Source organism: Paenibacillus sp. FSL P4-0113 (genome assembly GCF_038009305.1).
Classification (GTDB): Bacteria; Bacillota; Bacilli; order Paenibacillales; family Paenibacillaceae; genus Paenibacillus; species Paenibacillus polymyxa_D.
Map to the genome: position 1 here is coordinate 4,232,426 of NZ_JBBPAZ010000001.1, position 21,683 is coordinate 4,254,108.

Consider the following 21,683-nt stretch of genomic DNA (forward strand, 5'->3'; position numbering starts at 1 on the left):
ATCAGGAACTAGCCAGAGGATCGTGGCAGGTAAAAGAAAAAGCAGCCCTCACAGAGGATACTCTGTGAGGGCTGCTTGATGCCACGTCATTCAGTCCAAGCCAATTCCTTTGAACGCATTCATGACTAATTGTCGTACATAGGAGTCGTCTAATGGATAACCGGTTACCAACAATCGATAAAAAACGGGCCCATAAATGAGATCGATACATAATTCAATATCGAGATCTTCCTTCAATTCTCCGCGCTCCATTCCGCGCTCAATAAGAAGCCTGGCCTCAAGTCGCCGAGGGTGGAAATATCGGGTCCGGTATGCCTCTGACAATCCTGAATCAAGTTGCCCTTCGCCTATTAACTCCGTAATGATTTTACCCTCTCGACTTATTAAGAACCGCACTAAATTTGTGGCATGAATGAGAATATCATCTAATACAGAGCCCGTGTCGGGCACGGGCAATCTTGCTATGGTGGCTGACAGGAAACCATCCATCACTACGGCAGCTTTGTTAGGCCACCATTTATAAATGGTGGCTTTGCTAACTTTCGCTCGTTCAGCAATTTTTTCTACCGTAACCGCCCCAAAGCCTTGCTCCAACAGTAAATCATAGGAAGCGTTAAGGATAGATTTATGCGTCTCGACATTACGTGGACGTCCTCTTTTGCTCTGCACTGGAATGCTCACCTTCTTAATAGATATAAGTAACCACAAAAAATAAACTATACGTTCAGTATATCAAATACCATATAAAAATAAAAAGTTGATTTTGCCTATTTACAAAACGAAACGTTCAGTATATTATTTAACTATCGAATTAATGAACTATACGTTTAGTATTTAAATTAATGAGGAGGATTATCATGCAAAGAGAACAACAAGCCTTAGAAAGTAACCGTATCTCAAATTGGATGATGTTTTTGTTAGCAGCCGCATGCGGCCTTATTGTTGCCAACCTGTACTATGCTCAAACCCTTGTAGGACCTATTCATATTGCTATGGGTCTTTCTTCTACAGCCGCGGGCTTCATTGTCACCTTGACTCAAATCGGCTATGTGGTGGGATTGCTATTTATCGTACCGCTCAGCGACATTATCGAAAATCGACGGCTCATGGTCGTATCGCTAATCATTACAGTCTGTGCATTGGTTGTTGCCGCTTTTGCTACCAATGCCCCGTTGTTCCTGACCGCATCCTTGTTCATTGGAATTGGATCTGTGGTAGCCCAAATACTGGTGCCGTACGCCACCTATTTAGCATCCGAAGAGCAACGCGGCCGCGTTGTTGGGAATGTCATGAGCGGACTCTTGCTAGGCATTATGTTCGCACGGCCAGTAGCAAGCTTTATCACCAGCATCTGGGGGTGGCAAGCCGTATTTATTTTGTCAGCCATTGTCTTGACGCTGTTGACGATTCTGCTCTCGCGAGCTCTTCCAGAACGCAAGCCTGTGCCTACGGTATCTTACAGTAAATTGATTTTCTCGTTAGGTACTCTTCTAAAACAAACGCCTGCATTACGTCGCCGTGCCCTCTATCAAGCCTGCCTATTTGGTGCATTCAGCCTATTTTGGACTGTTGTTCCTCTACGTTTGGCGGATGATTTCGGAATGTCCCAACAAGGGATTGCATTGTTTGCTTTAGTAGGCGTAGGTGGTGCGGTAGCTGCTCCGATTGCCGGGAGATTGGCGGATAAAGGCTGGAGTAAAGTATTAACCGGGTTAGCTATGATCATTGCAGCCTTGTCTTTTTTACTCATCTATCTTTTTCAAAGTCATTCGACGGTTGCACTCGTACTTCTCTTTATTTCAGCGATTACACTGGATATGGCTGTATCGGGAAATCTTGTACTTGGACAGCGTGTGATTTACTCCTTGGGAAGTGAAGCGAGAGGGCGTTTGAATGGATTATTCATGTCTATTTTTTTCATAGGCGGAGCGATTGGATCATCATTAGGTGGTTGGTCGTATGCGTTAGGAGGTTGGAATTTCAGTGCTCTGATTGGAGTCGTCCTGCCTGTGCTGGCTTTGCTGTACTTTTTCACTGAGAAAGAAACGAGTGGAGATGTGCGAAAGAAACAAACCACCTGATAGAGGTCAGCTTTAAGTTATGCCGTACGCAAAAACATAATGATTAAAATGGCTGTTCCCAAGAGAAAGCAAAGGGGCGAATAGAGCACACTGTCCCATTTTGCAAAAACGGTTCCTTTCTTTCTCTTGCAGAACCCTACCCATTTGAAATCTCCTATAGAACGTAAAATAAATACGCACGACAACAAGCCTGCACCGTAGGAATGAAAGGACCTGAAAAACAGGAATTGTGTAACTCCACCTAGTTCTAGGACGAACCAAGCGGCTAAAGCTAGTAAAATGGCAACGGTCGATGTCCCTATTTTGGAGGGTTTAAAGAGTAAATCCGTTCCCGTGCTTGGGATCGCTGCCTTAGCGCCTTTTTGTCCGCCGAATACCCAATATAAATGCATGCCGCTCAGTACCCATAGAATTCCGCCAACTGCCCATGTAAGTAATTCCAACATCCCACATCCTCCTTAATTGGGTTCATTCGAAATCCACTCTGTCCAAATCATGTGAATATGCTGTTGAATGGCTTCGTCACTTAATGTCTCTTGCTTGTGACGCTCATACCAGCCTAAGTAGTAATGGTACAACATCCATGATCTCTGAAAGGCTTTCTCTGCCTGCATTCCCTTCTGTATTAAAAGCTCTTTCATAAACTCCATTCTCATCTGTTCAACTTCATCGAGCAAGGAACGGTAACTATCATCCTTCAATGACAGTTTTCGCAGATAAAACAGAAAATCTCCTCGTTTCGTCTTCCCGAACATCTGGGTTAACAACTCTTTGATCCGCTCATCTGCAGCAGCATGGATGATGGACGCTGCAATCACCTGTTGTGTCGTCTGTTCCTTCCATGTCTCCACAATCTGTCTAATGTAGCTGCTGCGATTGTTAAAATACCAATAAAAACTGCTCTTACTGCACCCCAAAGAAACGGCCATTTTTTCAACTACGAGTTGATCAATTCCACCCTGTTCAAAACGTTCGATTCCTTTCCGAATCCATTGTTCTTCTGTGACAATAATTCTAGGCATCTCTCCTTCTCCCTTTCTGTACGGTGTCGTCTAGATAAGTGTATATTATAGTGTTTTCAGAGCTGTGTAAATATGGACACATAAACGCCCACTTGAAATACCTGCGAATTTGATCTATAATGCTGTAGCATATAGTGATATTCAAGGCATTGACCAAAGACATGATTTCCTTGAAGGGCCGTTCAGAGAGAAAAGACGAGGCTGAGAGCTTTTCCGGCAACCGCATGTGAAGTTACCCCTTTGTAGCCGTGACGTTGAACATGTAGCTGTGCAATCTGGCAGTGACATCAGTAAGCGCCTACCGCTTTATCCCCGTTAACGGATACCAATGGAGGGTCACGCATGTGTGCATGAGCATGTTCCGATGAACATGAATGTACGCACAGGAGCGGGCCGAACTAGGGTGGAACCACGAGCTGAACGCACTCGTCCCTTGAGGGAGAGAGGCGTTTTTTTGCGTTCAATTTTTGATATAGCACACAATTTGAATGGAGGCTTTAATCGTGAGTATTCAAGTGAAATTGCCGGATGGAGCCGTACGCGAGTACGAGCAGGACGTAACGATCGCCGATGTGGCGGGTTCGATCAGCTCCGGGCTGAAAAAGAACGCCGTAGCAGGTAAAGTGAATGGGAAGGCTGTAGACCTGAACACCGTTTTGGACCAGAACGTTGACCTTGAAATCATTACGCTGGACGGTGCAGACGGTCTGGAAATTTATCGCCACAGTACAGCGCATTTGCTCGCTCAAGCGCTCAAACGCATTTACGGTGAGAAAAACGTGAAACTGGGTATCGGTCCGGTCATCGACAGCGGCTTCTACTATGACATTGATATTGAAAACCCATTGTCCGTTGACGACTTGGCCAAGATTGAGAAGGAAATGACGAAGATCGCACAGGAAAATCTGCCGATTACACGTCGTGTGGTCAGCCGTGAGGAAGCCACTCGTATTTTTGGAGAGTTGGAAGACCCACTGAAGCTGGAACTGATTCGTGATTTGCCGGAAGAAGCGGAAATTACAATTTATGACCAAGGCGAATTTTTTGACCTGTGTCGTGGCCCGCATTTGCCATCTACTGGCCGCATCAAAGCTTTTAAACTGTTGAGTGTAGCGGGTGCATACTGGAGAGGCGATTCCAACAACAAGATGCTGCAACGTATCTACGGAACAGCATTCCCGAAAAAAGCACAACTGGATGAGCACCTGCATTTGCTGGAGGAAGCAAAAAAACGTGACCATCGTAAGTTGGGTAAAGAGTTGGAACTGTTCATGTTCTCCGAAGAAGCACCGGGTATGCCGTTCTACCTGCCTAAAGGTATGGTTGTCCGCACTGCATTGGAAGATTACTCCCGTGACATTCAACGTCTGCATGGCTATGAGGAAGTACGTACACCGCTGATGATGAACAACCGGCTGTGGGAACAATCGGGACACTATGAGCATTACAAGGAAAACATGTACTTCTCCGAAGTGGATGAAACTACATTTGCGCTGAAACCGATGAACTGCCCAGGGCATATGCTTGTGTTTAAAAATGAGCTTCATTCTTATCGCGATCTGCCAATTCGTATAGCCGAATTTGGACAAGTGCATCGCCATGAGCTGTCCGGTGCGTTGAACGGTATGATGCGTGTTCGTACATTCTGTCAGGATGATGCGCATATTTTTGTCACACCAGGTCAGATTGAACAAGAGATTTCAGACGTAATTAAGCTGATTAACGAAATGTATAGTGTGTTTGGCTTTGACTTCACAGTGGAATTGTCCACACGTCCAGATGACTTTATGGGCGAGCCAGCACTGTGGGATCAAGCGGAACAAGCTCTGCAAAACGTGCTGGATCACCTGGGCATCAACTACCGTATTAATGCGGGAGATGGAGCATTTTACGGTCCAAAAATTGACTTCCACATTCTCGATGCGCTCAAACGCAGCTGGCAGTGCGGAACGATCCAATTGGACTTCCAAATGCCTGAAAAATTCGACCTCACTTATGTGGGCGAGGACAACCAAAAGCACCGTCCAGTCGTTATTCACCGTGCCATCTACGGTTCAATTGACCGCTTCATGGGCATCCTGACTGAGCATTTTACAGGTGCATTCCCATTATGGTTGGCTCCTGTTCATGCGAAACTGTTGCCAGTATCCGAGAACTATATCGAGACTGCTAATGAGATACAGGATGCGTTGCTGAAAGCGGGTCTGCGCGTCGAAGTGGATACTCGCAATGAGAAGCTTGGTTATAAAATCCGCGAGGCGCAACTAGAGAAGGTTCCATATATGTTCGTTATCGGGGAAAATGAAAAAACAACCGGTACTGTAGCGGTTCGTAAACGCGGCGAAGGCGATCTGGGATCACTCAGCATTGCGGACATCGTTGAGAAAATCAGCACAGAAATCCGTGAGAAACAGTAATATTTGATCGAAAAAATGTGTAAAAGAGCCATCAAAACCATGATGAACGTGGTTTTGATGGCTCTTTTTTTGTACATTACAGAATTCAGCGTAAGACTGAACCAACGTTTTTGCAGCCTCGACGGAATTCTTAAGTTATCTTACACACAAAAACTTAGCAGGTTTGTGGCCGTGAAGTGGCGTGATCTGCGGGGAGGGAGAGTGTCTTCATGGACGACTCTTCGGATGGTTTCTCCGGGGTTTCTTCCGCATCCTGTTCCTCGCTAAGCGATAAAATTTCGCCGCGCAACTTCAGCATTTTCTGATCCAGCTCGTAGGTTGCACGTGCGGCTTCGGTCAATCCATTAACGACATGTTCAGGCACTTTCTTATCGAACTTATAATACAAAATATGCTCCATACTGGCCCAGAAATCCATAGCCAATGTACGCAATTGAATTTCAACCTTGATCCAACGTGTGCCCTCAAACAGGATCAGTGGAATTTCCACAATGACATGCAGGCTCTGATAGCCGTTGGGCTTAGGATGGGCTATATAGTCCTTGACCTCCAGAATACGAATGTCTTCCCGAGTGTGTAGATGATCCATCAGACGATAAATATCTTTCACAAAGGCGCATACCACACGCATCCCCGCGATATCATGAATTTCACGCAATATATTGTCCAAGGTCACTTCATGCCCTTTGCGCCGAACCTTTTCCACGATGCTGTGGGGCTCTTTGATTCGGGTTTTAATATGTTCAATCGGGCTAAAACCGTCTAACAGCTTCCATTCCGTCTGGATCAGCTTAATTTTATTCTTTAATTCTTCCAGAGCCAGCTGATAAAGGACGGGAATCTTTCTCCACTCCTCTAGTTGCTTGGCGTCAACACTGTTTTGATCCAGCTGTAGCTGAAATTCCTGCAAGGGTAATGGGACAGCATTCAGGTGCTTCCAATCCGGTTCATTCACAGAGCATTCTCCTAAATGAGGCTTATGATGTCCTCGATCTTTTTCGTAAAAATGCATTATCGTATACATTGTACACTATGTCAAAACCTACAGGCAAAGGAGAGACGGACAAAGAAAAAAAGAAATACGACAAGAATTATAGTGGTAAAACCGAGTAATCCGATGTATAATTACAAAAATGCTGATTTGGAGCATTTAATTCTTTGAAAAAAATCACAAATGTAGAGTATCCATCATTAGATTAAAAATATAAATTACAGAAAAGAGGAAAAGAAAAATGGCAAAAGTAGAAAGTTTTCAATTAGATCACACGATTGTAAAGGCTCCTTATGTAAGAGCAGCGGGAGTAGAGCATGACGAAAAAGGAAGCACAGTACAAAAGTATGACTTGAGATTTTTGCAACCCAATGAAGATGCACTTCCGACAGCAGCTGTACATACGCTGGAGCACTTATTAGCCACGTATCTGAGAGATGAAATCAAAGGAATTATTGATATCTCTCCTATGGGATGCAGAACGGGGTTCTACTTGATTTTATGGAATGAACATGAGCCTGAGGAAATTGCACTCGCTTTGGAAAAAACCTTGAAAAGAATTCTGGAAACGACAGAGGTCCCGGCTGTTACTGCTTTGGAATGTGGGAACTACAAGGACCACTCCCTTTTCTCTGCGCAGGAATATGTGAAAATTGTATTGGAAGCAGGCATTAGCCGCGATCCTTTCGAAAGAGTATTGTAAAATCTATGATTTCGATTGACCTATCTCATCAGACAGCGGTAGTGACAGGCGGTAAGTCAGGCATAGGCAAGGGAATTGTAGAGCTTTTCATTCAAAGCGGAGCTAAAGTGATTTCTGCTGATATCTCTTATGAAGAGCCGTATAGAGTGGTCAATCCACAGTTGGTTGAAACTCAATTGGACATATCCAAACCGGATGATATCGAAAGATGGTGCGATTTACTAATCAGCGAAGCGGGAGTTCCTGATATATTGGTGAACTGCGCGGGTACTTCTACGATGGATTATGTCATTGATAGTGAGTTGGCTGATTGGGAGAAAGTATTTTCGATCAATTCAACCGGATTATATGTAACGTCCAAACGTTTTGCCAAAGAAATGGTGGCTGCTCGTAAAGCAGGACGAATTATTCAAATGGCTTCGCAGGCTGGAAAAAATGGATATCGGGCGATGGGCGGATATTGTGCTTCCAAACATGCGGTTCTCGGCTTGACCAAGGTGATGGCCATTGAGCTTGCCCGGCAAAATATTTTGGTAAATGCGGTCTGCCCTGGCATTGTAGAAACGCCGATGAAGCATCGTGAACGGATTGAAGGAGGCGTCATTCGCGGAATGACCGCTCAAGAAATATACGAAGAAGATTGTTCACAGGTCCCTTTGGGGAGAACGGCCGAGGTGGAGGATGTTGCCAATGTAGTGCTGTTTCTGGCAAGTCCGCTCTCTGCATACATGACAGGACAAGCGATTAATGTTACAGGTGGAATGACGATGCACTAGCATACTAGCATGATCTGGGGGAAAACAACATGAGAAAATCGTTCGTTTTACTATTAGGGATTAGTTTATTATTAATTGCCGCAGGATGTGGTACTAAAAGTTCGGACAGCAATGGCTCCGGCGCCGCTTCCGGTTCGGAAACGCAAAAAGTAGTCATCGGATCCATGGGCTCTGACGCCCAGATATGGAAGCATATTGCCCAGTCCCAGGCCGCCAAGGATGCCAAGCTGGACATTGAAGTGAAAGAAATTAACGGTGGAATCGAAACGAACAATGCAACCAAAGAAGGCGAAGTAGACGTGAATGCATTCCAATCATGGGCGTACCTGGTTAGCTATAACAAAGAGAGCAAAGCCGATTTGAAGGCGATAGCCACAACCTATCTGGAGCCGATGGGGATTTATTCGCAAAAATTCAAAAGCATCGATGAAGTGACTGACGGGGCTCTGGTAGCTTTGGCAGATAACCCGGCCAATACGGCAAGAGGTTTGAAGTTATTGGAAGCCTCCGGTTTGATCAAGCTTAAGGCTGACTTTAATGATGCCTTGGGTACAGTCAATGATATTACTAGCAATCCTAAAAACCTGAAATTTGAACTCATTGATGACAAAACAGGCCCACGAGTGATTCAAGATGTAGGCTTGGTGCTGATTGGGAATACGATTGCTTTAGAAGGGGGCCTGAATGTACTGAAAGATTCCTTGTTCCATGAGGAAATCAGTCAGGCAACCAAAAATAATATTAACGTTCTGGTGACTTCATCTGATAAGGCAAATAACAAAGGGCTGCAAAAGTTAGCGGATCTCTATCATAACGAGGATACTCAAAAATTCATTAAAGATGAATTTGGCGGTACCAAAGTAGAAGTTAAAGAGCCGGTTTCTTATTTGGAAGGACAAACTACAACAAAATAAACTTATGAGGTCAGCCAGTTTTTCGGGTTGACCTCTTTTGTTAGTAGTCGGCTTGAGTTTGAGCATGGGTTTCGATTCGATAGTGTTTGGGGGAGAATCCCTTTATCTTTTTAAAAATTTTCGAGAAGAGTAAAGGATCGTTATAGCCGACTGAACGGGAAATATCACCGATCGAAAGTTCAGCGTTTCCCATCATTTCACATGCTTTGTTGATCCTATAGCGAACCAAATAATCCTGAATGCTTGTGTTCACTTGTTGTTTGAATAACGAACATAAATAGCTCCGATTGAGTCCGATAAAATTTGCAATGTGCTCAATGGTAATCTTCTGAGCATAATTCATTTCGATAAAATCCTTCACTTTTTCCACGTAAATTTCCGCCCGGCTTTCCTTTTGTTCAGGAGGTGTTACCGGACCGAACTCTATAAGCTCCGATAACATTAGGCATAGCAGACCGGTCAGTCTGGTTTCCCGAGCTTTATGGCATCCACTTGATTCGTTCATGAGCTGCAAATACTGATAAATCAAATGGTCTCCTTCAAAGTTGAGGATTGGACGCGTCATCGTTAGGCCTGCTTGCTTGAGGAGTGTTTCTGCCAGTACCCCGTTAAAACCAAACCAGCAATAAGACCAAGGATTCACCACATCGGCTTGATAATAAGTGATGACTTGGGGGCAGATTAGAAACCACTGTCCTTTCCGCAAGCGATAACTGAACCCGCCAACCTCGAAGGTACCCTCTCCGTCCAAAACATAATGGAGCAAATAGTGATCTCTTATCGCAGGTCCAAAAAAGTGACTGGGTATGCATTTCTCTATACCAAACTGAGTTAGATACAATTCAGAGTGCTGTTTACTACGTGGCAAATACTCTATCACGGTAAAATCTCCTTATGTAAATTATCAAGCATTATAACATAAATAGTGAGCACCATGCCATGTACTTCATATCTAAAATTAATATATGATTTCTGTAGAACCTGCTGCTATATTGTTGGATCTTATCAAGCTTTACACCATATGAGCTTAGTTGATGCCTGCTACATAAAGATTCTTCTAAGTGCCTTTTTGGTGTGGATCTCCGATGATTATTATCTAAGAGAGGGGTTATTTTCCCAATGGGTATCATTGTTCAAGAGCAAACGGGGCTGTTTCATCTACAGTCGTCGGGCATGAGTTATATTATTCAGGTTGTGGATGGATTTCCTGTGCATGTATACTGGGGAGATAGGCTGAAGCATCGCGAATCAACGGCCGATCTATTGCCTCACACTTCTGCGACGGCTGGATTGGATCGGCTTCCGCAAGAGTATCCGCAGTATGGGAGTGGAGACTTCCGTACCCCGGCGTATCAGGTAGAACTTGAGGATGGAACTCGTATTACGGAGTTGAAGTACGATGGTTACCGTATCATGAAGGGAAAGCCATCATTAAGCGGGCTTCCGGCCGTATATACCGAGAATGAAGACGAAGCGGATACGCTGGAACTGGAATTAAAAGATGCCTTTTCAGGTCTTAAAGTGGTTCTTCTTTACACCGTTTTCGCGGATCGAAACGTAATCGCTCGTTCGGCTCGTTTGAGTAATGCGGGGGAAAAGAATCTTAGGCTCCTTCGTGCACTAAGTGCCAGTGTCGATTTTTCGGGTAAAAGCGATTTGGAATTCATGTATCTTTCGGGAGCATGGGCTCGGGAAGGGAATATTACCCGCAAACCAATTCTTCAAGGTGAAACCCGAATTGATAGTAAAAGGGGCATGAGCAGCCATCAACTCAACCCTTTTACTGCATTGGTCACTCGGGAGACAACGGAAAGCCATGGCGAGGCATTCGGCTTTAGCCTTGTGTATAGCGGGGGCTTTGAGGCGGGAGCAGAAATGGATTCATTTGGCTCCACACGGTTTAACATCGGCGTGAACTCCTTTGACTTTTCGTGGTTACTGAGCCCAGGGGGGAGTTTCCAAACGCCAGAAGCCGTTATGGTTTACTCCGGTCAAGGCCTGGGAGATATGTCGCGGACGTATCATCGCTTGTATCGGACTCGACTTTGCCGAGGGAAATATCGGGACGAAGAAAGACCTATTCTGGTCAACAACTGGGAAGCTACCTATTTTGACTTCAATGCAGATAAGTTGGTATCGATCGCGAAAGAGGGGGCTGAGCTAGGCATCGAACTATTTGTCTTAGATGACGGTTGGTTCGGAAAACGAGATTCCGACAATTCGTCTCTTGGCGATTGGTACGAGGATCGTCGGAAGCTGCCAGACGGACTTGCGGATGTCGCGAAACGTATCAATCAGCTGGGTCTTGAGTTCGGGCTCTGGTTTGAGCCAGAGATGATCTCTCCAGACAGTGAGTTGTACCGGGAGCATCCGGACTGGTGCCTTCACGTTCCGGGACGGAGGCGCAGCGAAGCCAGATGGCAACTAGTGCTGGACTATACTCGCAAGGAAGTGCGCGATTTCATCTACGATTCGCTGGCTGCCATTTTCTCCAGCGTGCCGGTTTCTTACGTGAAATGGGATATGAACCGCTGCCTGACGGAAATCGGTTCCGCTGCTCTGCCGCCGGAACGCCAATCCGAGACTGCCCATCGCTATGTTCTTGGATTGTATGAGCTATTGGAGCGCGTCACCACTGAATTTCCGCATATTCTTTTCGAGAGCTGTTCAAGTGGCGGAGGACGCTTTGATCCAGGCATGCTTTACTACATGCCTCAAGTCTGGACTAGTGATAATACCGATGCGGTGGAACGCCTGAAGATTCAATTTGGAACTAGCCTTGTCTATCCTGTAAGCGCAACCGGGGCGCATGTCTCGGCAGTTCCGAACCATCAAGTTGGACGCATAACGCCCCTTGATTTTCGAGGTGATGTAGCCATGTCCGGGAATTTTGGATATGAGCTTGATCTCACGAAATTCACCGATGAGGAAAAAGAGACGGTCAAACGCCAAATCGCAGTCTACAAGCAGATTCGTGGTTTAGTACAGAAGGGTGACTTGTATCGCCTAAAGAGTCCGTTTGAAAATAACGAGTCGGCTTGGATGTTTGTTTCTGAAGACCAAGAGGATGCCATCGTCTACTATTTCCAAGTGATGGCTGTCCCGAACGCGCCTTGGCGAGCCCTCCGCCTTGACGGACTTAATCCAGAACTCGAATATGAAGTTCAGTCAGGAAATAGCGGGCAAAAGTCTATCCATGGGGGGGATAGGCTTATGAAGTTGGGGCTTCCTCTTGTCTACAGACAGAAAGACTATGAAAGTGGATGGTTCAGGCTCCGGGCAATAAGGTCCGGCAAGGTCTAAAGGATCAGTACAACAGTAAACTGCCAAAAGAGAAAAAACAATCGATTAGGTTATGCCCCTTTTTATATGAAAAGGGGCATTTTGCGCGTAGCAGCCGCACTGATCTGAGAGGGGGGAAGCCTTGTTTTTTATACGAATGATGAATGACATGAAACTGAGGAAGAAAATGACGCTTACATTCATTTCGGTAGCCGTTCTTCCCTTGCTGTTATGCGGTCTGTTTCTGACCGGGAGGCTTCGAGAGATTGTCATTAAGAACGCCTTTATGCAAGCATCCAACAATGTTGAAAGGGTCCGAAATCGTACAGGAGAACTGATTAAAGTTCCGCTGGACATCTCGTACCGGCTAACCAATGACAGCCGGATGAAGATGGTGGCCAGCCAAAAGTATAACAGCTACCTCGAAGTCATTCAGGCATACCGGGGGTATACGGATATTCGTGACTACCTCCAGTTATACAAAGAGATATCCGGCATCCGTGTCTATGTCGCTAATCCAGGAGCGCTTAACAATTGGGAATTTATCCAGCCTGACGATACGATCACAACCGCAGATTGGTACAAGGAGGCTATAGATCAGAAAGGTTTGGCCGGATGGGATTTAATCAAGGATGAGAGGGACGGTTCCGATTATCTCAGTCTAATTCGTTCATTCTCAGTGGATTCACTAGAGCGAAAAGGAGTTCTGGTCATGAATGTAAACAAGCGCCAATTAAATTCAATCCTAGAGCAGGAATCGTTCCCTACCTTAATCGTAGATAACCGAAATCAGATCGTCGCGTCTAATGAAGTAAAGTTGTTCGGGAAGAATCTTTCCGAAATTCATGCTGACGAAAATATACTTTTTAATCAGGAAGGAAGTTACAACACGTTCATCAACGGAAAAGCGTCAAAAGTGGTTATTGCAAATCTAATTCCACAGAACAGCTGGAACGGACTTCGCGTCATTTCCATCTTTTCCGTTTCAGAGATCACCCGCGATGCCAATCAAGTGATATGGCTTGGCGGAATCGTGATCACGGCCAGCCTGATGTTTGCAGTCTTACTTATCTATGCTTCTGCTTCGCTATTATCCAGAAGGCTTCTCCGCTTGAGCAAACATATGACCAAAGTTGGCGCGGGCTCATGGGAAACATTTCTCCATATCGACGGAAAAGATGAAGTCGGTATACTATCAAGGCAATTTAACGCGCTCGTCAGCAGCGTGAACAATTTGGTGCAGGAGGTCCAAGAAACGAATCGTCAGAAAAATCTCGTAGAGCAAAGACAAAACGAGATCAAATTTAAAATGCTGGCAAGCCAGATCAATCCGCATTTTCTCTTCAATTCTTTGGAGTCTATCAGAATGGAGGCCCACATTCGCCAACAGGACGATATCGCTAAAGCAGTCTGGCAGTTGAGCGCGTTGTTGCGCAGCAGTCTGGAGGCTGGTAACGACAAGATTCCACTGCGTAAAGAGCTTGAGCAAGTGTGCTGTTATCTCGATCTTCAAAAGTTTCGGTATGAAGACCGTTTGGAGTATCGCTTAACCGTTGATCCAAATTTGGAGGAAATGTTGGTTCCACCTCTGATTATCCAACCATTGGTGGAAAATTCTATTGTACATGGTCTGGATAATCAAGCAGAAGGAGCTGTCATTGAAGTGAAAGTAAAGGAAATCCTGGAGGGGGTCCGAGTTATGGTACGTGATAACGGGGCCGGTTTCACGGCCGATCGTCTCGCTCTTGTACGGGAAGAGCTTGCTGCATCCCTACATGAACAGGAGGTCCAGCGGATTGGATTGCGAAACGTAAACGATCGTCTCGTCTTACTGTATGGGGCTTCTAGTGCCTTAAAAATCGAGAGCGAGCCTGGGAAAGGCACTTGTATTCAGTTTTTCATTCCTGGAGGGAATCCAAATGATTAAGGTAGTGATCGTTGATGATGAACCGAAGCTTCGTCAAGGCCTTCAAACGCTGATTCCATGGGAAAGTCTCGGATTTATCGTTATTGCTGCGGCAGCTAATGGAAAAGAAGCATTGAAAGTCATTGAGGAAAAGACTCCCGATGTCGTAATTGTCGATATCCGCATGCCGGTTATGGATGGTTTACAGTTGATTGAGCACTTGACATCTGACGGTCATCATTTGCATTTTATGATTCTCAGTGGATATGCCGACTTCGAGTATGCCAAACAAGCGATCAAATACGGGGTTGTCGGCTATCTCCTTAAACCGGTGGACGTCGCTGAAATGTCGGCCAACTTAAAGCGGATACGCGAGCGGATTGAAGAGGAGCGACTTCAAGGAGAGTGGCGTGAGAGGGAGATTATGAGTCGTGATTTTTGCCTGCATAGCCTGCTCATCCCGCAAGAGAAAACTGAGGATCCTGCCAAATTGAGAAGTAAGGCAAAAGAAGCGGATTTGTTGTGGACCAGCTATGAAGTCGTAGTCGTCTACCCGCGTGTTTCTGAAGTGGATCGTGCCGATGTGGTAAATCGGCTTTCGATTGAGTTAAAACCAAAGATAGAAGGGCAGATGATGGGGCTTGTAACTGTGATTCCCCCGTATACGGTTCTTCTGCTCAACGAGCTGCTGCGCGGGAGAAAACGACGTGAAAGTCTGTATAACGAGATTCGTAACGCCGTGGGTAATGTACGGTTCGTTGCTGCAACCGGAGGGGGAGTGTCTGTTCCCGAAGATATTTGCAAATCTTTTTTTAAGGCCCAGAAAGCAGTAAAACAAGCTTTTTTCAGCGAGAAGAACCGACTGATAGATCCGTATCCTCTCTTTTCGTCCTCGCTGGATTCTCCCCGATTGTCCGTCAATAAAGCCGAAGAAATGATGGAGGATTTCATCTTCCGCCTGTATTACAGTCTGGAGGTAGGAAACCAGGCTATAGTACTATCGTTGTTGAAAGAGGCGGCAGCATTTTTTCTCAAACAGGGGCAAGATGAGAAATCTGTTAAAGAATCCTTCTTCTTTCTGTCCAATGCAGTCATTCACAAGCTGACCGCGGGTTTCTGCATTGAGTTGAAAGAGACGGAAGCAGTTTCCCGCTTTTTGAATGGGATATACCAGCATGATAACCTAGATGATCTTTTGGAAGAGACCCACCGTTTCCTACTAGCATTGGGAAAAGACTCCGAACACCGTGGAAAGGAGCAGGAATTCAAGAAAATGATCGACTTCATTCATAGGCATTATGCGGACAATCTGAGGCTGGAAACGCTAGCCGGACTACTAAACTACAGTACCGCCTATTTAGGCCAGCTTTTCAAGAACAAGACTGGGGAGTACTTCAACACCTATCTGGACCGAGTCCGCATCCAAAAGGCCAAGGAGCTGCTGGATCAGGGAATGAAAGTATACGAAGTCGCTGAAAGCGTGGGCTATACAAGCGTCAACTACTTTTACAGCAAATTCAAAAGGTACGAAGGCCGTTCACCATCGGAATATAGAAATCCATAATTTGTGTATGATTTTTTCCGAAATCCGTTGTATGGGCGCGGACTCCTCTCTGTTTTATGATGGATTTTAAGAGAGGGGATGAAAAAAATGAAAGCGGTAACAGTGGTTTCGGAAAAGGCATACAAAAAGACGGAGAGGAATGCTTGGAAGGTATTTAAAAGCCAGAGGTATCTTTACTACATGTCCATTCCGTTTGTTATTTGGGTTTTTGTCTTCCAGTATTTGCCGCTATGGGGCTGGACAATGGCCTTTCAAAAATATAAACCCGGTTTGAGTTTTTTTGAGCAAAAGTGGGTGGGCTTGGAGCATTTTCGTACTTTGTTCCGAGATGACCATTTCTACCAAGTGCTGCGGAACACGCTGGCTATGAGTCTTATGGGACTGATCGCCGGTTTTATCGTGCCGGTTGTCTTTGCTTTACTGCTCAACGAGGTTCGTATCCAGGTTATAAAACGATTTGTTCAGACGGTATCTTATCTGCCGCACTTTGTTTCATGGGTGGTTGCTGCAGGCATTGTCACCAAAATGCTTTCAGCGGATGGCGGTGTCGTGAATGATATGTTCATGGGTCTAGGCATCATCGAACAGCCGATCCAGTTTATGGCCCAAGGTAAATTATTTTGGTGGGTTGTAACCTTCGGAGACATCTGGAAGGAAACAGGTTGGAACGCCATTATTTATCTGGCTGCCATCGCCGGTATTGGTCCTGAATTATACGAGGCTGCGCGGGTCGACGGCGCTAGCCGATTCCGGCAAATGTGGCATATCACGTTGCCAGGGATCCGGCCGACCATTATCATTCTCCTGATTATGTCGATTGGTCATTTGCTCGGTACGGGATTCGAGAAACAATTTTTGCTGGGCAATCACCTGGTCATTGATTACTCTGAAGTACTTGATTTGTATGCGCTTAATTATGGTCTGGCGATGGGACGTTACTCTTTCGGAACGGCAATTAATATCTTTAATTCGGTGATAAGCCTGATCCTATTGTTTGCGGCTAACGGAATCTTTAAGCGCTATACCAACGAGAGTATTATGTAAGGAGGATGAAGGACATGGAGGCTGTCAAAAGCAGTACGCCAGTCGGCCGATTAAACAACTGGCTTAAGGCGAAATCACCACAAGATCGAATCTTAGAAGTCGTTGTTTATCTTTTCATGATTGTGGTAACCGCTCTAACAATCTATCCGTTCTTAAATGTACTGGCTATCTCTTTTAACGATTCGGTAGACACCATTAGAGGTGGGATCACCATCTGGCCAAGACAATTTACGTTGAAGAATTACGATTTGATTTTCACCTATGAGGGGTTAATCACTGGGTTCAAGATCTCCTTTCTGCGAACCGTCATTGGCACCGTAGCGGGCTTGGTCAGCGGTTCGATGCTTGCCTATACGCTTGCACGAAGTGATTTTCAAGCTAGAAGGTTCATCTCCATCTTTCTGGCCGTCACTATGTATGTTTCCGGAGGGTTGATTCCAGGTTTTATCCTGATGAAGGAATTGCATTTAATTGATACATTTGCCGTCTATATTTTACCAGGCCTTGTAAGTGCGTTTAATGTCTTCATTATTCGTTCCTTTATTGACGGCCTGCCTTATGCGTTACAGGAATCAGCCAAGCTGGATGGTGCCAACGACTTCACGATCTACTGGCGCGTTATCCTTCCTCTTTGCAAACCGGCATTAGCGACCGTAGCGCTCTTCTTGGCAGTTGGGCAATGGAACTCTTGGTTCGATACTTATCTGTTTAATGGGTCCAACGAATCGTTGACGACTCTGCAATATGAATTGATGAAAATTTTGCAAAGCACGACAACAAGCGCAACCAATTCCCAGGACGCTGCCAATATGGCGGAGCGTATGGCACAGGTATCGCCTGAATCTGTCAAAATGGCAATCACCATCATTGTTACCGTGCCGATTCTTATCGTCTATCCTTTTCTACAAAAATATTTTGTTAAGGGTATGACACTTGGAGCGGTAAAAAGCTAAAACGAAGCAGCAAACATTCATTATACAGGGAGGTTTAGCTCCATGAAGCCAAGAAAACATAGAATGGTCGTATCTTTCGTAATGTCATTAACTTTAGTCGCGACGCTCGCAGGGTGCGGCGGTAATAAAGCATCTGATGCTACCAAGGCCGTAACCACAGGAGACATCACGCTTACTTATTTCTCGGAAGACTCCAGCACAAACTGGAATAGCATGAAGGATGAAGTCGGTAAGGTCATCGCTGAAAAAACGGGAGTAACTCTAGATGCTGAATTCGCTGTCGGCGACCCGGTCCAAAAAATTTCGTTGATTGCAGCCACAGGAAACTATCCTGATTTGATCGCTGCTAAGGCGGATGTCGGCAAACTTGTCGATGCTGGCGCAATCATTGATTTGACGGATTTGATCGATAAGCACGCACCGAACATCAAAAAAATGCTGGGTGACAAGCTTGTTCGGACAAAGTACAGTTTGGACGACCCATCGATCTATGTGATTCCGACCTGGTCCGCTGTCGAGGAGAAAAAAATTAAACCCGACGTAGGATTTAAACTCCAGCATCGTGTCGTCAAGGAAGCGGGATACCCGGACATTCGTACGGTACAGGATTTTGAAAAAGTCATTAAGGACTATATCACCAAGCATCCAACGGACGAAAATGGCAACAAAAATATCGGATTGTCCCTAAATGCTGACGATTGGCATATGTACCAGGTCACGAACTCAGGATTTCAAACGACCGGGGGACCAGACGACGGCGAATACTTCATCGATCAAAAAACACACCAAGCAACTTATCATTTCCGCCGCCCGGAAGAAAAGGAATATTTCCGCTGGTTGAATCACATGAACTCCATTGGATTGCTGGACCCAGAAAGCTTCGTACAGAAGACAGACCAGTTTAAGGCGAAGATAGCTTCAGGACGTGTATTAGGCTTGGCCGATCCAGAGTGGGACTATGGCGACGGACAAAATGCGCTGAAAGCGGAGGGCAAATTTGACCAAACGTACGGTCATTATCCAGTCACCATGAGCAAGGAATATAAGGATACCAACTTCTGGCTCCCTGGTTTTGATGGGGGATATGGAATCTCGATCTCTAGCAAGTGCAAGGACCCGGTACGTGCTATCCAGTTCCTCGACTTTCTGGCATCGGAAGAGGGGCAAGTCCTGAATAACTGGGGAATTGAAGGAAAGCATTACACAGTTAAAGACGGCAAGCGTAAGATTATTCCGGCTGTGCTGGAACGGATGAACAATGACAATGCAGCTTTCCAAAAAGAGTCCGGAATCGGTCTATATTGGAACCTGATGGTCCATTATGGTGATGGCATCAAAGACTCAACTGGCAACTACTTTACTCGCAGTTATCCGGAGATTCTGACAGCAACCTATAACAAGTCGGAGAAGGAAGTCCTGAAGGCCTATAAAATCGATCATTGGAAAGATCTTTTCCCAAAAGAAGAAGAATTCCAGCCGAGAGCATACGGTGCAGCCTACACGATGTCTCTCCCCAATGACGACCCGGCTGTTATTCTCGGAGCCAAGATGAAGGATATTACATGGAAACGAATTCCGGAAGCGGTCATGACCAAGCCGGAAAACTTCGATAAGGTTTGGGATGCCTATATGGCAGAGCTGGAGAAAGCCGGGGTACAGGAAATGGAACAATCCTTTACCAAACATATTCAGAATCGGATTAAGCTATGGTCCACCAACTAATTCGTTTGGCATAAAAGAACGGGGCCGTTCCACTTTCCAATTTGGAGAGGAGACGGTCCCTTTTCACAATGGTCTCTTGGTTAGAAAAGTAGATACATTAACGAAACGGGAGAATAGAATTGTGGAGCATTTGAGGTATAAACAAACAGCGGCTACCCTGGTTACTTTCAGAGGTGGCCGCTGTTTGTTAGAGGAAGACTACTTCGTTACTTTACGACGCTGGATGGGACGGTATAGTTACGGATACGTTCAAAGTAATTTACTCCGCTTCATTCTTGGACGAAGTAAATAGGTCTTGAGGAAGCTCATCCCTCGTGATCACGTAATCGCTGTTGAACACTTTTATGAGATGATCCAGGGAGTTATATTGTCCGTTGCGGATGAAGTCGCCTGTCCATGTGGTGAAAAAGAGCCAATGCGCTGAATATGTTTGAAGTAATTCAGGATCGCCAATCGGGCCGTTTTCGGACAGACCAACCAGCTTCTTGCCTTGCACGAGATTCGCCAAGCTGTCATACTTGCCGATACTTGGGCTATAATTAGCCGCCTGGTTGTAGATATCCACACTTACAATATCGACGACATCGTCTCCCGGATACCACTCGGGGCTCTCAGAGTTCCATACCCAGATCAGGTTGTTCAGGTGATGGTAGTTTGTTAGGCGGTCGTACATGATATGGTACAGTTGCTTGGCGGAGTCTGGCCCTTGGGCGCCCCACCAGAACCATTTGCCCTCCGCCTCGTGCAGCGGTCTCCACAGCACCGGAACGTGAGCGTCTTGGAGACGTTTCAACTGAGCAGCAATAGCATCGATATCCCTTAGGATAAGCTGATACTCTTCCGACTCGGGATGAGTGAGCGCATATTGAACGTCGAATGTAGTAGCGTCCTTGTAAAACCCGCGCCACCATTCTTTGCCGGGAATATCATGCAGTCCCTTAGGAGCATTCCAGTGCCATGCGAATGTGACAATTCCACCTTCTTTGGCCCATTGAATCGCCTTTTCCACTTCAGTTGAGGTGGCGCCATGTTCGATGCGAGAGGGGGAATAATCCATCATGTCCGTTGATAACATCGCAGGATACTTTCCAGTTTGGTCTTTAATCCACTGGGCATCCTCAAGAGTGTGCTGACCGGAAAGAATATTGCTGCCGTAACTATCGACGAGATAACCCATAAGTGCCTTGGTTTCCGCAGTCGCATTCGGGTTTACTGGCTTTTTCTCAATCTGATGCAATTTCGGGGGGGACACTGCTGACAGCTTGACGTAGTCGATATGATATTGATCCGAATCGACATTGAACTGTATGGTATTGTTTCCCGCACTCAGCATCAGTTTACCGCCAGATACCTCTGTGTAGCTTACTGTTGTCGGGAGTGATGTTTCGCTGGTCTGGCCATTGACCACCAATTGAGTCTTTTTGTCTCCATTGGGGTTACTGTAACCGATTGCAAGATTGTAAAGCCCGCTTGAGGCTGCGTTATAGGCAAAGGTTAACGACCCTGTGCCTTTAAAGGCTGCGTAACCGGTACCGGAATATCCCGTATCAGCAGCTTCGATGCTGACCTCACCAATAATGGCTCCTTCTTCGGCTTCCATTTTGCTTATGGCAGCAGGCAGATTGGCGAATTCAACCTTCACATACTCGATCCCGTAATATCCCCAGCCTCTTGAAAAAGTCAGCTCGTTTGTGCCAGCATTCAGCATGATCTTAGTTACCATTTTCTCGTTCACCGCCGTACCTTTCGGAGGAGCAGCCAGCGTTACGTTTTCAGCCATTGTGCCATTGACCTTGATGCTGGTATCCTTGGAGCCGGTGTCCGCCGGAATGTAGTAGCCGAGGCTCAGCCTATAAAGACCTGCTGTAGGCACGTTCACTTTAAACGTAGCCGTCCCGTCAGACTTTCCTGAGTTTGGGTCATAGTCATAAAAGAAGGATACATAGCCATCGCCTTTATAAAGCGTATCGCCGGTATAGGGTATATTCCGTTTTTCTACCCCGTAACCTTGAAGAATTGCATTTTTGGAGCTGACGACTATAGGAGAGGGGCTACCGTCAGTGACCAAGTGAGCTGATTCTGCTTTTGCTAGGCTTGGAATTAAACTGAGAGATACCAACAAAAAGGATAAGAGAACAAAACTGAGAATACTGAAAAACCTTTTTTTCCATGGGTCTGGCATATGACTCACTCCTTGAATTAGATGTTAAAGCCTTAGTTAACCTGCAACGCATAGTACAGAAAACGCTTTCATAAGTGTGTACATATTAAGTACGCTTTGAAGTAATCGATGACAGGTGATTAAGGA

At 45.6% G+C, this 21,683-nt stretch carries 17 protein-coding genes; 11 read left to right on the forward strand and 6 right to left on the reverse strand.

Annotation, left to right across the window (positions count from 1 at the left end; all coding sequences use genetic code 11):
* Window positions 1-90: 90 nt before the first annotated feature.
* Window positions 91-669 (reverse strand): TetR/AcrR family transcriptional regulator, encoded by a 579-nt coding sequence (locus tag MKX46_RS18355; protein WP_029515974.1) that lies wholly within the window; start codon window positions 667-669, stop codon window positions 91-93.
* A gap of 188 nt (window positions 670-857) precedes the next feature.
* Between MKX46_RS18355 and MKX46_RS18360 the strand changes: the two genes are divergently transcribed.
* A complete protein-coding gene (locus MKX46_RS18360) occupies window positions 858-2,081 on the forward strand; it encodes an MFS transporter (protein WP_029515973.1) in 1,224 nt (407 codons plus the stop codon).
* Between the two features lie 17 nt (window positions 2,082-2,098).
* Here MKX46_RS18360 and MKX46_RS18365 read toward each other — a convergent pair whose 3' ends face one another.
* Window positions 2,099-2,527 carry a DUF3995 domain-containing protein gene (locus MKX46_RS18365; protein ID WP_029515972.1) on the reverse strand — a complete coding sequence of 143 codons (429 nt, stop codon included), beginning with the start codon at window positions 2,525-2,527 and terminating at the stop codon, window positions 2,099-2,101.
* Between the two features lie 12 nt (window positions 2,528-2,539).
* The gene (locus MKX46_RS18370; protein WP_165148092.1) at window positions 2,540-3,103 is read right to left on the reverse strand and encodes a TetR/AcrR family transcriptional regulator; all 564 of its coding nucleotides are present in this window, start codon (window positions 3,101-3,103) and stop codon (window positions 2,540-2,542) included.
* 503 nt (window positions 3,104-3,606) lie between these two features.
* Between MKX46_RS18370 and thrS the strand changes: the two genes are divergently transcribed.
* Window positions 3,607-5,520, forward strand: a complete 1,914-nt coding sequence (gene thrS, locus MKX46_RS18375) for a threonine--tRNA ligase (protein WP_341071595.1) — start codon at window positions 3,607-3,609, stop codon at window positions 5,518-5,520.
* 154 nt (window positions 5,521-5,674) lie between these two features.
* Here thrS and MKX46_RS18380 read toward each other — a convergent pair whose 3' ends face one another.
* Complete coding sequence (locus tag MKX46_RS18380) at window positions 5,675-6,475, reverse strand: GTP pyrophosphokinase (RefSeq protein WP_029515968.1); 801 nt, start codon at window positions 6,473-6,475, stop codon at window positions 5,675-5,677.
* Window positions 6,476-6,752: 277 nt separating this feature from the next.
* On the opposite strand from MKX46_RS18380, the gene MKX46_RS18385 reads away from it, so the two are divergent.
* The 3 genes from MKX46_RS18385 to MKX46_RS18395 are packed head-to-tail and all read left to right on the forward strand — an operon-like array spanning window position 6,753 to window position 8,904.
* Window positions 6,753-7,214: an S-ribosylhomocysteine lyase gene (locus tag MKX46_RS18385; protein ID WP_029515967.1), complete on the forward strand. Its 462-nt coding sequence runs from the start codon at window positions 6,753-6,755 to the stop codon at window positions 7,212-7,214.
* A gap of 5 nt (window positions 7,215-7,219) precedes the next feature.
* Window positions 7,220-7,990, forward strand: a complete 771-nt coding sequence (locus tag MKX46_RS18390) for an SDR family NAD(P)-dependent oxidoreductase (protein ID WP_029515966.1) — start codon at window positions 7,220-7,222, stop codon at window positions 7,988-7,990.
* A 29-nt stretch (window positions 7,991-8,019) separates the two neighbouring features.
* On the forward strand, window positions 8,020-8,904 hold the full coding sequence (locus MKX46_RS18395; protein ID WP_029515965.1) for a MetQ/NlpA family ABC transporter substrate-binding protein: 885 nt from the start codon (window positions 8,020-8,022) through the stop codon (window positions 8,902-8,904).
* 40 nt (window positions 8,905-8,944) lie between these two features.
* Here MKX46_RS18395 and MKX46_RS18400 read toward each other — a convergent pair whose 3' ends face one another.
* Window positions 8,945-9,784, reverse strand: coding sequence for an AraC family transcriptional regulator (locus tag MKX46_RS18400; protein WP_165148101.1), 840 nt, complete (start codon window positions 9,782-9,784; stop codon window positions 8,945-8,947).
* 239 nt (window positions 9,785-10,023) lie between these two features.
* Between MKX46_RS18400 and MKX46_RS18405 the strand changes: the two genes are divergently transcribed.
* The 6 genes from MKX46_RS18405 (at window position 10,024) to MKX46_RS18430 (ending at window position 19,375) form a co-directional block, all read left to right on the forward strand.
* Window positions 10,024-12,207, forward strand: a complete 2,184-nt coding sequence (locus MKX46_RS18405; protein WP_341071596.1) for an alpha-galactosidase — start codon at window positions 10,024-10,026, stop codon at window positions 12,205-12,207.
* A gap of 121 nt (window positions 12,208-12,328) precedes the next feature.
* Window positions 12,329-14,113, forward strand: a complete 1,785-nt coding sequence (locus MKX46_RS18410) for a sensor histidine kinase (RefSeq protein ID WP_341071597.1) — start codon at window positions 12,329-12,331, stop codon at window positions 14,111-14,113.
* Entirely contained in the window at window positions 14,106-15,656 is a 1,551-nt protein-coding gene (locus MKX46_RS18415; protein ID WP_341071598.1) for a response regulator transcription factor, read from the forward strand. The genes MKX46_RS18410 and MKX46_RS18415 overlap by 8 nt, the downstream gene beginning before the upstream one ends.
* Window positions 15,657-15,743: 87 nt before the next feature.
* Window positions 15,744-16,700 (forward strand): ABC transporter permease, encoded by a 957-nt coding sequence (locus MKX46_RS18420; protein ID WP_029515960.1) that lies wholly within the window; start codon window positions 15,744-15,746, stop codon window positions 16,698-16,700.
* 14 nt (window positions 16,701-16,714) lie between these two features.
* Window positions 16,715-17,653 carry a carbohydrate ABC transporter permease gene (locus MKX46_RS18425; protein WP_340884227.1) on the forward strand — a complete coding sequence of 313 codons (939 nt, stop codon included), beginning with the start codon at window positions 16,715-16,717 and terminating at the stop codon, window positions 17,651-17,653.
* Between the two features lie 42 nt (window positions 17,654-17,695).
* Window positions 17,696-19,375: an ABC transporter substrate-binding protein gene (locus tag MKX46_RS18430; protein ID WP_341071599.1), complete on the forward strand. Its 1,680-nt coding sequence runs from the start codon at window positions 17,696-17,698 to the stop codon at window positions 19,373-19,375.
* A 259-nt stretch (window positions 19,376-19,634) separates the two neighbouring features.
* Here MKX46_RS18430 and MKX46_RS18435 read toward each other — a convergent pair whose 3' ends face one another.
* Window positions 19,635-21,557, reverse strand: coding sequence for a glycosyl hydrolase (locus MKX46_RS18435; protein WP_341071600.1), 1,923 nt, complete (start codon window positions 21,555-21,557; stop codon window positions 19,635-19,637).
* Between the last annotated feature and the right edge of the window lie 126 nt (window positions 21,558-21,683).